Origin of the sequence: Trichococcus sp. (assembly GCF_049589555.1) — a bacterium.
Lineage (GTDB): Bacteria > Bacillota > Bacilli > Lactobacillales > Aerococcaceae > Trichococcus.
The window spans coordinates 17,308-29,821 of record NZ_JBAWAZ010000042.1 but is presented as its reverse complement, the minus strand read 5'-3'; the positions used below and the strand labels follow the sequence as shown (position 1 = coordinate 29,821).

The following is a 12,514-nucleotide window of genomic DNA, read 5'->3' as shown; positions in this document are numbered from 1 at the left end:
CGTGCAAGTAATCAAATGATAGTGGGCCCGAGGAGAAATCCTCGGGTTTTTTGTTTTTTTGGGGGGAGCGCCCGCAAGCTTAGGGGCGAAAGCGAGCAGAAAAGATGAATAACGGAAAGTTATCCATATTTCCAGGCCCGAGCGCAAGCGTCCTGATGTCTGAGAGCGAATCATCGCGCTCATCCTAGACGCGCTCTGGCCTGCAGGGGATTCCGCTTAAGCTGACAAGCGCACATGGCCAAAAAAGGCCACTTTGCGCTTGTCCTCTTAATGCTCATCCCCTGGCGCAGGCCATCGCGCTCTTGTATTTTTTGGTTTATGCTTTATAATGTTACTGGAATGGGGTTATAATATACAATTGGATAGTAGTGAGGCTGGGTCAAAACTTTTTTGCGGGGTACAGGATGTTTTTTTTCGGATTGTGTGCCGTGCAGTTTTTCGGTTTTGGGGCGCGACTTGGGGGAGTTCTCTCGGGTTCTGCTTGAAAAGTGACGTTGTTGCTTTTTCCCGTCCTCTTATTTTTTTGATGAGGAGACATTATGTTAAATAAATTCAAACCGACATGGATGGTGGAGTCCATCTATCACATCACTCCGGAACAACTTGAAAAGAACAACATCAAAGGTGTACTGACCGATCTGGACAATACCTTGATCGCCTGGAATAATCCGGAAGGGACACAGGAATTGAAGGATTGGATCGCTTTGATGAAAGAAAATGCGATACCTGTCGTCATCATTTCCAACAACAGCGATAAGCGCATCAAGATAATCGCGGATAAACTGCAATTGACTTATGTGCCAAGGTCCATGAAGCCTTCCCGCCGTGGGTACATCAAGGCAGCTGAACAGCTGCAGCTTCCGTTGGACCAGTGCCTGATGGTTGGGGACCAATTGCTTACGGATGTTTTTGGTGCAAATCGAGCGGGAGTCAAGAGTGTGTGGGTAATGCCGATCATCAATTCGGACGGATGGAATACGCGCATAAACCGATTCTTTGAAAGAAAACTGCTGAAACGTTTGTTGAAAAATGATCCAGGAATGATATGGAGGAAATCACTTGACTAAAGAAGAATTAACAGAAGATCTCTATTGCATCGGCTGTGGGGCGAAAATCCAGACCGATGATCCGACCGAACGAGGGTATACCCCGGCGGCCGCTCTGCAAAAGGGATTGGATTCCGGGCAATTATACTGCCAACGCTGTTTCAGATTGCGCCACTACAATCAGATGGAAAAAGTGTCCGTCACGGATGATGAGTTTTTGGCTATGCTGAACACCATCTCGATGGAAGATGCCTTGATCGTCAACGTCATCGATCTGTTTGATGTATACGGCAGCATGATCCCCGGCTTGCATCGCTTTGCGGGCAAAAACAAAGTGTTGGTTGTCGGAAATAAAGTGGATGTTTTGCCGAAGTCGGTCAAACTGTCCCGAGTGAAGCAATGGTTGACGGAACAGGTGCAGTCAGTAGGCTTGCGTCCGGTTGATGTCGTGCTGGTAAGCGGCAAGAAAGCGACGTCCATCGATGATCTGTTGGAAACCATCGAAGAACACCGGGATGGCAGAGATGTTTATGTCGTGGGCGTTACGAACGTAGGTAAATCCACTGTCATGAACCAGATCATCCGTGCGGCTACAGGCAACAAGGAAGATGTCATCACGACTTCCCAATTCCCTGGCACAACGTTGGATCAGATCCGTATTCCTTTGGACGATGGACATTTCCTCATCGATACGCCAGGAATCATCCATCATCATCAAATGGCGCATGTGCTGAGCCCGAAAGAATTGAAGCTCGTAGCGCCGCAACACGAAATCAAACCGATCACTTATCAATTGAACCCGGAGCAGACGCTGTTCTTGGGCGGCGCATCGCGCTTTGATTTCATCAGTGGGGAAAAATCATCCTTCACTTGCTATTTCTCGAATGACTTGAAAATCCACCGCACCAAATTGGAAAAAGCGGATGAATTCTATGCAAAACATCTGGGGACCCTTCTTCAGCCGCCGTCTGCGGAAGACGCGGAAAATTTCCCGCCGTTGGTCAGACGTGAATTCAATGTCAAAGTACCGTCCGATATCGTATTTTCCGGATTGGGATGGATTACTGTCCGCAAACCAGGTAAAGTCGCAGCATGGGTCCCGCAAGGCGTGGACGCTGTAATGCGCAAACCGATCATTTAATAATAAAAGACTGAGGTGTCAAATGGAATTAAGAGGCAAACAAAAACAATATTTGAAAAAAGAAGCGCACCATATGAATCCACTCTTCCAAGTGGGTAAAGGTGGATTGAACGAAGAGATGCTTTACCAAATCGGGGAAGCATTGGAGAAAAGGGAATTGCTGAAGATCGCTCTTCTGCAGAACACGGATGAGGAAACGGAAGATGTCGCTGCAGTGATCGAAGAAAAACTGCAAGCGAAAGTCGTCCAACAGATCGGACGCACGCTTGTGTTGTTCAAACCATCAACCAAAGAGAAAAATCGTCGTTATTCGACTGTCGTTGAAAAAATCTAAAGGCAGGCCAATCCATATTTTATTGAGGTGAGAAAAAATTGATCACAACTTTAAATTTGATCGGACAAACGGATTATATGATCATCGAAGAAACCGAGGTCGAGACACAGATCGCTTTTCAGGACCGGAAACGCATCGGCATTATGGGAGGGACCTTCAGTCCGCCCCATTTAGGCCATCTGATCGTCGCGCAGCAGGTTGGGGAACAACTCGGCTTGGATAAGATTTATTTCATGCCCGATGCCGAGCCCCCTCATGTCGACGAAAAAGAATCGATTCCGGCGAAGCATCGCGAGTCGATGGTGCGGTTGTCGATTTCGGGCAATCCGCTGTTCGATATCGAAACGATCGAGTTGGAGCGGGGCGGTAAGAGCTTCACGATCGATACGATGAAATTATTGACTGCCATGCATCCGGACACCGATTATTATTTCATCATCGGTGGGGACATGGTGGAATACTTGCCGAAGTGGGAACGCATCGATGAATTGGTGCAACTTGTGCAGTTCGTCGGCGTCGCCAGGCCAGGATACGGAAGGGAAAGCATCTATCCGATCATCTGGGTCGATGCGCCGTTGATCGACATCAGTTCGACGGAAATCCGCAAGATGGTCAAAACCGGCCGCTCGATCCGTTATTTGGTGAAAGAGGACGTCAAAGATTACATTTTGAAAGAAGGACTCTATCTCGATGACGAAGACTGAGCTTGCATACACAGGGATCTATACGGATTGGACGCGGGAAGCCATTTTGGCGGAAGTGGAAAAACAGATGAAGCCATCGCGCTTTCAGCATGTGCTGCGGGTTGAAGCCTGTTCCATCCAATTGGCGGAAAAATACGGCGCAGCTGTGGAAGCCTGCTCGTTGGCCGCTCTGCTGCACGACTTTGCCAAAGAGCATGACGCGCAAAGCATGAAGGCAATCGTCCTGTCCGAAGGGATGGACAGCGAAATGACCGGTTACGGCAGCGAAATCATGCATGGACCTGTCGGCGCTTATTATGCCGAAACGCTATTCGGAATCACGGACGAGGCTATCCTTGGCGCGATCCGCCAGCATACAATCGGTGGCGAGACGATGACCCTGATCGGGAAAGTCCTTTTCATCGCCGATTACATCGAATCAGGACGCACATTCAAGGGCGTTGATGAAGCCAGAAGACTGGCGGAAATCAGCCTGGATGAGGCAGCTTATTTTAAAATAGAAAAAACAATCATCCACCTGGTGAAGAAAGAATTGCCGATTTATCCCGGCACAATCTATGTCTACAACAGCTGGATCCAAAGAAAAGTGGGGAAATCATAATGAAATTAACAAGTGAAGAATTATTGGAATTAGTGGTTAAAGCAGCAGATGACAAATTGGCTCAGGATATCATGGCATTGGATGTACGCGGTTTGACATCGATCGGTGATTACTTTGTCGTCATGAACGGCCGTAATGAAAAGCAAGTCGCTGCAATCGTGGAAGCGATCGTGGAGAACGTGCACAAAAACAAAGGCGAAGTCAAAAATGTTGAAGGCAAAGATTCAGGCAAATGGACATTGATCGATTTGAACGACGTCATCGTGCATGTATTCAACCATGAGGAACGCGGCTATTACAACATCGAAAAATTATGGAGTGATGCGCCTATGGTCGACATCTCGGGGATGGTCACTGAGCAATGAGTTACGACATCTTTGCCCATTACTATGATGAAATAATGGACCAGTCTGTCTACGACAGCTGGCTTCTTTATGTTGAAAAGTATACAGCCGGGAAATCCGGTCTGGACATCATGGAATTGGCATGCGGGACAGGGAAGATTGCAGTAGAATTGGCGAAAAAAGGCCATCGGGTAACAGGGGTAGATCTCTCCGATGAAATGCTTTCGCTTGCATACAATCGGATGCAAGAAGAAGGCGTTACGCTTTCGTTGGCAGTGGGGGACATGCGTTCCTTGGAGCCAATGGGGGATTTTGACGTCGTGACATGCTTCTCTGATTCGCTTTGCTACATGACTGATGAAGCTGAAGTGGCGGAAGTCTTTCAAAGCGTCATGCGGAATCTCGCTCCTGATGGTGTTTTTTTGTTCGACGTCCACTCGATGCATCAAGTCAATAACGTCTTTCCGGGATATCAATACATCTATCAGGATGAAGCGGGAGCCTTTCTCTGGGAAAGTTTTGCCGGCGATGCTCCGAACAGCGTCGAGCATGATTTGACTTTCTTCGTGGGATCCCAGAGTAATCCGGAATTGTTCGAGCGCCATTCGGAATACCATCGCGAACGCACGTATCCGCTGGAAGTCTATAAACGGATCCTTGAAGAATCCGGCTTCAACGATGTGACAGCTACAGCCGAATTCGGTGAAGCTGACGTGCACGCTGACAGTCCGCGCTGGTTTTTTGCCTGCAAAAAAGCTTAAGCAAACCAAGGCAAAAAACTGGGCAACCATAAATGAAACCAAAGGGGGCGCTTCGATGAAAGCTTGTGGTGTAATCGCAGAATATAATCCTTTCCACAATGGTCACCGCTATCAACTGTCGGAAGCCAGACGGATGACCAAGAGCGATGTCATGGTTGTCGCAATGAGCGGCAATTTTGTCCAAAGGGGCGCGCCAGCTTTGTTGGATAAATGGACGCGTGCGGAAATCGCATTGCGGAACGGCGCGGATATTGTCGTGGAGATGCCCGTATTGGGAAGTGTGCAAGCCGCTGATCTGTTCGCAAAAACAGGCATCCGCTTGTTGCAGGCGATGCAGTGCGATGCCTTTGCATTCGGGGCTGAAGAAGGAACAGCAGAAGATTTCATTTCGCACAGCCGCTTCTTGCGCGAACACGAATCGGAAATCGATCGGATTTTTCAGGCTTACCGAAATGATGGCAGAACCTATGCTGCGCAACTGGAATCGGCCATTGCCGACGTCTTGCGCCCACAAGGTTCTGCTATTTCCTTTTCAACGCCCAATAATCAGCTCGGATTGGCGTATGTCAAAGAAAATGAACAATTCCCCGAACCGATGGAAACGGCCATTGTGCTTAGGCGCGGTGCCGGACACAATGACAGTGATGCTTTCGGACACGAATTTGCAAGTGGGACCGCCATTCGCGAATGGTCACTCCACCACGGAAAAGAAACCGAAAGGAAGGACATGGGCAGGTTTGTGCCGCAAGAGACGTTAGAGGCGCTGGAGAGGCGTCCTCTGCTTGATTGGGCCCCTTACTGGGTGATGCTGCAATATCAGCTCATGCTGCTTTCGCATACGGAACTCCGGAACATCTATCAGGTTGAAGAAGGAATCGAATACAGGCTGAAAAAGGAGGCCGAGGATGCAGCTGATTTTATGGCTTTCATTCGGCGCATGAAGAACAAGCGCTGGACGTGGGCCCGGCTGCAGCGGATCTGTTGCTATATTTTGTTGGGGATCACCAAGGACGAAGCGGATTCTTTCCAGGAAAAAGCGGACACTATCCGGTTGCTCGGATTTACGGAGGCCGGAAGACGCTATCTGAACAGCTTGAAAAAAAACACGGATACTCCGATCGTCACGAAATTGCGTGAGCCACATACAGCAGACTTGCAACTGGAAATCAGGAGCGACCGCATCTATCGTTTGGGGGGCCTTCCGGTTTTGGAGGAGCAGAATTTCACCCGGTCGCCCATTTACATCCGCAACGAGCCGAGGAATCCGGTCTAATTTTTTTAAGAAAATTAATGAAAACTTTAATGAAAAATCGCAAGAAGCGTTTGACTGACTACAACCAAACAAATATAATGGATAGGTTAATAGATGCTAGAACCGTTAATGTTCGGTTTTAGGCACTAAGGAGGACAATCAAATGAGCGAAGAAGCCAACTCCGTCAGTTTCGTTCCCGTAATCGTAGGGGGAAACAGAGGAGCCTATAGTTTGGCGAGAGCTTTCTATGAAGCGTACCAAGTTAAAACGAATCTCATCAGCCCGATGATCATAGGCCCTATCGGCAATTCCCGTATCATCAAGCATTACATCCAACCGGGAATCGATGACCTGGATCATTTTTTTGAGACCATCCAACAAATCGGCCGTGACTATCCGAATATGAAAAAAATCATCTTCGGGGCAGACGATCGCTATGCAGAACTGTTGATCCGAACGAAGGACCGCTTCAGTGATGATTGGATCATTCCGTATGTGGATGAAGATGTATTCCTGCGGGCGACCAATAAGGAAAGTTTTTACGCCATCTGTGAAAAAGCAGGTGTTCCTTATCCGAAGACTGTAGTCATGGATGAACTTTCACTGGACTTGCCGTTTGAATTTCCGATCATCATCAAGCCATCGAACGCCATCCTGTACCAAGGCCTGCATTTTGAAGGCCAGGAAAAAGTCTTCATCGGACGCGATGAAAAAGATCTTGAACGCATCTATCATTTAGTGCGCGAAAACGGCTACACAGACAACCTGATCCTGCAGGAGTACGTGCCCGGCGATGACACCTATCTTGGTGTCGTGACGGTCTACACATCGCCTAGAGACAAGGAAATCAAGCTGATTGCGTTCGGCCATATCCTCTTGGAAGACCATACGCCATCCGCCATCGGAAACCACCTGACGATTTGGGCAAGGGAAGAGCAGAAGATTGTTGCTTCCGTTCAAAAACTGATTGCGGAAACCGAGTTTTATGGTTTCTCCAATTTTGACGTGAAGTACGATGAGCGCAAAGATGACTATGTTTTCTTTGAATTGAACGGGCGTCTGGGCGTCAGCAACTATTATGTCACCGCCAGCGGGAATAATGTTGCGAAATACTATGTTGAAGATTATATTGCCAAGAAAAAAATTGGTATCACGATCAACACGAATGAAGCCTTGTTCACCATGACACCAAAGAACCTTTTGCTGAAGTATGTCAAGTCCGATGTATTGCGGAAAAAAGTAAAAGAGCTGTACAAAGATGGGAAAGTAGTGCACCCTTTGGATGCGCCTTTTGAAGTCAGCCCGAAGAGAAAATTCTATGTGCTGGCTTCCAAATTCAATTATTACAAAAAATTCAGAGAGCATCCGCCAGAGGAATGAGCTGAATCAAGAAACAAACGGGAAACGAGGGATGAGAAAGTATGAAAAAATTTTTTGGTATTCTTGGAGGAATGGGAACGCTGGCGACGACCAACTTTCTCGTTGAAATGAACAAGCGTCATTTCCCCGAAAACGACCAGGATTATTTCAATTACATTCTGATGAATCACGCTGATATTCCCGATCGTACGGAATATATTTTGGATCCGACCAAACCGAATCCAGTGGAAGCAGTGATAGAAGATGTTCATATGTTGAATCTTCTTCAGCCGGAATTCATCATCATGCCCTGCAATACTATCCATTATTTCTTCGATGATATTCAAAAGGAAACGGATATTCCGATTCTGAATATGATCGATCTTACGGTCGACTATATTGCGGAACACTACGAGGGCGCAAAAAAAGTCGGATTATTTGCCACAGAGGGAACGCATCAGAGCCGCATCTATGAAAATCGGCTTATTGAGAAAGGCTACCAAGTGGTATTGCCGGACAGAGAATTACAAGACAAGATCAATAAAATGATTTATTATTACATCAAAGAGAGATCTCATTTATTTTTCCCTTTGTATTACGAAATTTTGGAAGATTTCAAAAATTGCGGTGCGGACATTGTGCTGTTGGGTTGCACGGAAGTTTCCTTGATGAACAGTGAAGATGAAGAACAACGCTATCCGATCGTCGACGCGGAAAAGGTGCTTTTGGACAAAACAATCGCGTTGGCCAAAGAATTAAAAGCGTAAAAAAACGTTTTCCTTTTTTGATGTAAAGGAAAATACATTGACAAAGTTTTTTTTCACTAGTATAATTCAATTTGTTATTTTAGGGGTGATGGAAATGAAGTGGCCATTAAAAGAATTACAAGAACATCGTGGTGAACCGTACTATTTCTCTCGGATGATAGACCGGGAAAGTTCATTGATGCAAAGAAATAATGAAATCAAAGCAGTGTCGCCGATTAAGGCGGAAGGTTTCTTATTATACGAAAATCATTCTGTGCTTGCCAATTTCCGAATCGATTTAACGATTACCCTGCCTTCGTCAAGGTCGTTGGAATTAGTTGAGGTACCCTTGCAATTAGCAATCGAAGAAGTGTACACTGAGAGTGAATCGCTCTACCTCGAGCAGGACAATCCTGCGGAAGTCGTGTTGCCGCTTGAAGGTGATGAAGTGAATCTGGTCTCCGCTATCGAGGACAACATTCTGCTTAATCTGCCTCTACAAGTGTTCACGCCGGAAGAGATGGAGTCCGAGGACATGCCTAGTGGCGCTGAATGGGAAGTTGTTTCCGAAGAATCTTTCGCAAGAAAGAGACAAGAAGAAAAAACCGACCAGATCGATCCGCGATTAGCTGGTCTGAAGGCCCTGTTAGAAGACGAAGAAAAAACAGAGTGAAATTTTTGACGCTGATTTTTAACTAAATACAGCGATTAGTACAGGGAGGTGTAAGGAAATGGCAGTACCTAAAAGAAGAACATCTAAAGCAAGAAAAGCAAAAAGACGTACGCACTTCAAGTTATCAATTCCAGGCTTGAACGCATGCCCTAACTGTGGCGAATTGAAAAAGAGCCACCACGTTTGTGCATCATGCGGTCACTATGACGGAGAAGTAGTTATCGAAAAACAAAGCTAATCCTGAAATGCCATCCGCAATTCCAGTCAGCAGAATGAATTTTCTGCTGGCTTTTTTTTGTTCTCATTTTTCAAGGAGGCATAATTTTCCGGAATGATGTAAAATGTATGTATGCGGGCATATACGCCATATTTTTGTTAAGGAGCGTTGGGATGCAAAACTTCCACTATTTTGAAATTCTGTTGTATGTTTTTCCGATTTTAGAAATCATTCTGATCAATAAATTTTTTAGGCCGTATCTCAGGTATAAACAAATTATCCAATTGACGGTTGCGGACGTCGTGTTGCCGTTTTTGTTCGTAGGCATCCATCTGCTGAGTGTCTACAGTTTGACTTATTCGCTGTTGCCGCACTTTCTGCTGGCGGCTTGCGTCGTCGGTCTGCTGCAGACGTTGTATTTTGACAAACGCAAAAAGATCCATCGGCCGAAGCAGTTCTATCGTTATTTCATAAAAATACTGTTTTTGATGGCACTGCTTTTTTATTATCTGTTGGTGCTGTTGCGCATTTATTTCCTTGTAAGAGGATAGTCCGAAAATTGAAGAATGAGGTGGCACGAAAACATGAAAGTATTATTGTACTCTGAAGGCATGAAATACATCGGGAAATCCGGTTTAGGCAGAGCCATCGAGCACCAGAAAAAAGCTCTCACTCTGGAAGGGATATCTTTTACGACAGATTACAGAGATGATTTTGATCTGATGCACATCAATACCTACTTCGGGCAATCTTATCGTCTGCTGCATAAAGTCAAAAAGCAGGGGAAACCAATCGTTTATCATGCCCACTCCACAAAGGAGGATTTCCAGAATTCTTTTATCTTCTCCAACGCGGCTGCACCGCTTTTCAGCAAGTGGATTCTGCACTGCTACAGCCACGGGGATGTGGTCTTGACGCCGACCCCTTATTCCAAACAATTGCTGCAGCAGGCGGGGCTGCAACAACCGATCATACCGATTTCGAACGGAATCGATTTGTCGTTTTACCAAGCGACTGCGGAAATGGGTGCGTCCTTCCGCCAGAAATATGGATATAAAGCAACAGACAAGGTCGTCATGTCTGTCGGGCTTTACATCAAACGGAAAGGGATCCTTGATTTTGTCGCCTTAGCCAAAGCGATGCCTGCTTACCAGTTCATCTGGTTCGGGTACTTGAACCTCCATCAAGTTCCGCGGGAAATCCGTGAAGCGGTGGAGACAAAATTGCCCAATCTGCAATTTGCCGGTTATGTGGCTCCTGATGAGCTACGGAATGCATACTGCGGTGCTGATTTGTTTTTCTTCCCAACCTACGAAGAAACGGAAGGAATCGTCCTTCTGGAGGCTCTTGCCATGGGACAGGAGATCCTTATCCGGGATATACCGATCTATGAAGATGATCTGGTCGATGGCAAGCACGTCTACAAAGGCAAAACGAATGACGATTTCCGAAGGTTGATCAGCGGCATTCTGGAAGGTGACCTGCCTTCTTTGAAGGCTGCCGGCCAGGATCGCATACGCCAGAAGGACCTCAGCTACATCGGTTCGGAATTGAGGAGTGCTTACGAAACTGCCATCCAGTTGCATAAGTCCGACAAAAGCCAAATCTCGGTCCCGCAAACAAAATGATTTTTTGTGGGAGAAATCCCCACTTTCGAGAAATTTGTCGAAAACGACTGGTCCTAAGCAAGCTTTATCTGCGTGACGCTTGTGATGTCCTATCCTTGCGCCGGGCAAAAAGATAGATGATAACTGAAAACAAATTGATTTCGATTGTTTGTCGAAATCAATTTGTTTTTTTTATGAATTGTTCGGGAAAATGTGGTAGAAAGTGGGGGGATGTGGTAGACTGAAAACATATTTGAAGGTGGGGGCGAGTGTCTTTATGTTGATGGGCGAATTCAAACACAATATAGATGCTAAAGGCAGATTGATCATGCCCGCAAAATTCCGTGAGGAATTAGGCGAAACGTTCATCATCACCCGTGGATTGGACGGCTGTTTGTTCGGCTATCCGTTAAGCCAATGGGAGCTGCTCCAAGAGAAATTGAAACAGCTGCCCCTTGCCAAAAAAGATGCGCGTGCTTTTACCCGTTTCTTCTATTCAGCCGCTATGGAAGCCGAATTGGATAAACAAGGGCGCATCAACATCCCTCAAACATTATTGGATTATGCGAAAATTGAAAAAGAATGTCGTATTGTCGGAGTAGCCGACCGTATTGAAATATGGAGCAACGAGAAGTGGGAAGAATTTGCTGATGAGGCTGCCGAAAACTTCGAAGATATTGCCGAAACGATGATCGACTTTGGATTGTAGGTGTAAAAATGGAAAAATTTGAACATTATAGCGTGTTGTTAAAAGAGTCCATCGATGGTTTGAACATCAAACCAGATGGCATCTATGTCGATTGCACTTTAGGTGGTGCCGGACACAGCAGCGTGATTTTATCAAAATTAAATGAAAATGGGCATCTATATGCCTTTGACCAAGACCGTATCGCTATCGAAAATGCTGAGGCAACGTTGGCGACTTATATCGAAAAAGGCATGGTGACACTCATCAAGGCTAATTTTCGGAATATCAAAGAAGAACTGGAAGACCGTGATGTATTTGGCGTAGACGGCATCCTGTACGATTTGGGAGTGTCTTCCCCACAATTGGACCAAGCAGAACGAGGGTTCAGTTACCGCTATGATGCACCACTCGACATGCGCATGGACCAAGAACAGGAATTGACGGCCCGCGTTATTGTGAATGAGTGGCCTTTTGGTGAATTAGTGAAGATTTTTTATCGTTATGGCGAGGAAAAATTCTCAAAACAGATTGCCCGCAAAATCGAAAAAATCAGGGAAACCCAACCGATCGAGACGACCGGCGAACTGGTCGAAATCATCAAGGACTGCATCCCTGCACCTGCCAGAAGAAAAGGCGGACACCCGGCTAAGCGCATTTTCCAAGCTTTGCGTATCGCCGTCAACGATGAATTATCCGCTATTGAAGATTCGATAGAAGATGGCTTGAAGATGCTGAACGTAGGAGGGCGGATGAGCGTCATTTCCTTCCAATCCTTGGAGGATCGGATCGTTAAAGTTCTTTTCAAAGAAGCCAGTTCGAAAGAGGACACCTTGCCGCTGTTGCCTATTCTTCCCGAGGAATATGAGGCGGACTACAAGTTGATCAGCCGAAAGCCAATCATGCCCAACGAGGCGGAATTAAGTGAAAATTCGCGTTCTCAAAGTGCAAAATTGCGTGTCATCGAAAGAGTCAAGATATAACAGGAGCACAACAGCTCTGTAACTAAAGATCATCAGCCGGAAACGATAAATTGTGCCTGA

16 protein-coding genes are annotated in these 12,514 nt (G+C 46.2%); all 16 read left to right on the top strand.

Annotation, left to right across the window (positions count from 1 at the left end; genetic code table 11):
* Nucleotides 1–539: 539 nt before the first annotated feature.
* The 16 genes from WBV27_RS02195 to rsmH all read left to right on the top strand — a co-directional run bounded on the left by WBV27_RS02195 (nucleotide 540) and on the right by rsmH (nucleotide 12,454).
* Nucleotides 540–1,067 carry a YqeG family HAD IIIA-type phosphatase gene (locus WBV27_RS02195; protein WP_086628353.1) on the top strand — a complete coding sequence of 176 codons (528 nt, stop codon included), beginning with the start codon at nucleotides 540–542 and terminating at the stop codon, nucleotides 1,065–1,067.
* A complete protein-coding gene (yqeH, locus tag WBV27_RS02190) occupies nucleotides 1,060–2,187 on the top strand; it encodes a ribosome biogenesis GTPase YqeH (RefSeq protein ID WP_424199014.1) in 1,128 nt (375 codons plus the stop codon). The genes WBV27_RS02195 and yqeH overlap by 8 nt, the downstream gene beginning before the upstream one ends.
* 22 nt (nucleotides 2,188–2,209) lie before the next feature.
* The gene (yhbY, locus tag WBV27_RS02185) at nucleotides 2,210–2,521 is read left to right on the top strand and encodes a ribosome assembly RNA-binding protein YhbY (protein ID WP_086628351.1); all 312 of its coding nucleotides are present in this window, start codon (nucleotides 2,210–2,212) and stop codon (nucleotides 2,519–2,521) included.
* A 77-nt stretch (nucleotides 2,522–2,598) separates the two neighbouring features.
* Entirely contained in the window at nucleotides 2,599–3,225 is a 627-nt protein-coding gene (locus tag WBV27_RS02180; RefSeq protein WP_424199016.1) for a nicotinate-nucleotide adenylyltransferase, read from the top strand.
* A complete protein-coding gene (yqeK, locus tag WBV27_RS02175) occupies nucleotides 3,212–3,826 on the top strand; it encodes a bis(5'-nucleosyl)-tetraphosphatase (symmetrical) YqeK (protein ID WP_424199011.1) in 615 nt (204 codons plus the stop codon). Before WBV27_RS02180 ends, yqeK begins: the two co-directional genes overlap by 14 nt.
* Complete coding sequence (gene rsfS, locus WBV27_RS02170) at nucleotides 3,826–4,191, top strand: ribosome silencing factor (RefSeq protein WP_106450685.1); 366 nt, start codon at nucleotides 3,826–3,828, stop codon at nucleotides 4,189–4,191. Before yqeK ends, rsfS begins: the two co-directional genes overlap by 1 nt.
* Complete coding sequence (locus tag WBV27_RS02165) at nucleotides 4,188–4,931, top strand: class I SAM-dependent DNA methyltransferase (RefSeq protein WP_424199009.1); 744 nt, start codon at nucleotides 4,188–4,190, stop codon at nucleotides 4,929–4,931. The genes rsfS and WBV27_RS02165 overlap by 4 nt, the downstream gene beginning before the upstream one ends.
* Before the next feature lie 55 nt (nucleotides 4,932–4,986).
* Complete coding sequence (locus WBV27_RS02160; protein ID WP_424199007.1) at nucleotides 4,987–6,204, top strand: nucleotidyltransferase; 1,218 nt, start codon at nucleotides 4,987–4,989, stop codon at nucleotides 6,202–6,204.
* A gap of 142 nt (nucleotides 6,205–6,346) precedes the next feature.
* Nucleotides 6,347–7,564 (top strand): carbamoyl phosphate synthase-like protein, encoded by a 1,218-nt coding sequence (locus tag WBV27_RS02155; protein WP_424199005.1) that lies wholly within the window; start codon nucleotides 6,347–6,349, stop codon nucleotides 7,562–7,564.
* Nucleotides 7,565–7,605: 41 nt separating this feature from the next.
* Complete coding sequence (locus WBV27_RS02150; RefSeq protein ID WP_424199003.1) at nucleotides 7,606–8,310, top strand: aspartate/glutamate racemase family protein; 705 nt, start codon at nucleotides 7,606–7,608, stop codon at nucleotides 8,308–8,310.
* Nucleotides 8,311–8,404: 94 nt separating this feature from the next.
* A complete protein-coding gene (locus tag WBV27_RS02145) occupies nucleotides 8,405–8,962 on the top strand; it encodes a YceD family protein (RefSeq protein ID WP_424199001.1) in 558 nt (185 codons plus the stop codon).
* A gap of 58 nt (nucleotides 8,963–9,020) precedes the next feature.
* The gene (gene rpmF, locus WBV27_RS02140) at nucleotides 9,021–9,200 is read left to right on the top strand and encodes a 50S ribosomal protein L32 (protein ID WP_086628343.1); all 180 of its coding nucleotides are present in this window, start codon (nucleotides 9,021–9,023) and stop codon (nucleotides 9,198–9,200) included.
* A 152-nt stretch (nucleotides 9,201–9,352) separates the two neighbouring features.
* The gene (locus WBV27_RS02135) at nucleotides 9,353–9,730 is read left to right on the top strand and encodes a DUF3397 family protein (RefSeq protein ID WP_424198998.1); all 378 of its coding nucleotides are present in this window, start codon (nucleotides 9,353–9,355) and stop codon (nucleotides 9,728–9,730) included.
* Nucleotides 9,731–9,763: 33 nt separating this feature from the next.
* The gene (locus WBV27_RS02130; RefSeq protein WP_424198996.1) at nucleotides 9,764–10,807 is read left to right on the top strand and encodes a glycosyltransferase; all 1,044 of its coding nucleotides are present in this window, start codon (nucleotides 9,764–9,766) and stop codon (nucleotides 10,805–10,807) included.
* 256 nt (nucleotides 10,808–11,063) lie between these two features.
* Nucleotides 11,064–11,495: a division/cell wall cluster transcriptional repressor MraZ gene (gene mraZ, locus WBV27_RS02125; RefSeq protein WP_086628340.1), complete on the top strand. Its 432-nt coding sequence runs from the start codon at nucleotides 11,064–11,066 to the stop codon at nucleotides 11,493–11,495.
* Between the two features lie 8 nt (nucleotides 11,496–11,503).
* Nucleotides 11,504–12,454: a 16S rRNA (cytosine(1402)-N(4))-methyltransferase RsmH gene (rsmH, locus tag WBV27_RS02120; protein ID WP_119093156.1), complete on the top strand. Its 951-nt coding sequence runs from the start codon at nucleotides 11,504–11,506 to the stop codon at nucleotides 12,452–12,454.
* Nucleotides 12,455–12,514 lie beyond the last annotated feature (60 nt).

Excerpts from the sequence above, each read along its gene's own strand:
- WBV27_RS02195 (WP_086628353.1), top strand. The coding sequence starts at position 540 with ATGTTAAATAAATTCAAACCGACATGGATGGTGGAGTCCATCTATCAC.
- yhbY (WP_086628351.1), top strand. The coding sequence starts at position 2,210 with ATGGAATTAAGAGGCAAACAAAAACAATATTTGAAAAAAGAAGCGCAC.
- WBV27_RS02180 (WP_424199016.1), top strand. The coding sequence starts at position 2,599 with ATGATCATCGAAGAAACCGAGGTCGAGACACAGATCGCTTTTCAGGAC.
- yqeK (WP_424199011.1), top strand. The coding sequence starts at position 3,212 with ATGACGAAGACTGAGCTTGCATACACAGGGATCTATACGGATTGGACG.
- rsfS (WP_106450685.1), top strand. The coding sequence starts at position 3,826 with ATGAAATTAACAAGTGAAGAATTATTGGAATTAGTGGTTAAAGCAGCA.
- WBV27_RS02165 (WP_424199009.1), top strand. The coding sequence starts at position 4,188 with ATGAGTTACGACATCTTTGCCCATTACTATGATGAAATAATGGACCAG.
- WBV27_RS02160 (WP_424199007.1), top strand. The coding sequence starts at position 4,987 with ATGAAAGCTTGTGGTGTAATCGCAGAATATAATCCTTTCCACAATGGT.
- WBV27_RS02155 (WP_424199005.1), top strand. The coding sequence starts at position 6,347 with ATGAGCGAAGAAGCCAACTCCGTCAGTTTCGTTCCCGTAATCGTAGGG.
- WBV27_RS02150 (WP_424199003.1), top strand. The coding sequence starts at position 7,606 with ATGAAAAAATTTTTTGGTATTCTTGGAGGAATGGGAACGCTGGCGACG.
- WBV27_RS02145 (WP_424199001.1), top strand. The coding sequence starts at position 8,405 with ATGAAGTGGCCATTAAAAGAATTACAAGAACATCGTGGTGAACCGTAC.
- rpmF (WP_086628343.1), top strand. The coding sequence starts at position 9,021 with ATGGCAGTACCTAAAAGAAGAACATCTAAAGCAAGAAAAGCAAAAAGA.
- WBV27_RS02135 (WP_424198998.1), top strand. The coding sequence starts at position 9,353 with ATGCAAAACTTCCACTATTTTGAAATTCTGTTGTATGTTTTTCCGATT.
- WBV27_RS02130 (WP_424198996.1), top strand. The coding sequence starts at position 9,764 with ATGAAAGTATTATTGTACTCTGAAGGCATGAAATACATCGGGAAATCC.
- mraZ (WP_086628340.1), top strand. The coding sequence starts at position 11,064 with ATGTTGATGGGCGAATTCAAACACAATATAGATGCTAAAGGCAGATTG.
- rsmH (WP_119093156.1), top strand. The coding sequence starts at position 11,504 with ATGGAAAAATTTGAACATTATAGCGTGTTGTTAAAAGAGTCCATCGAT.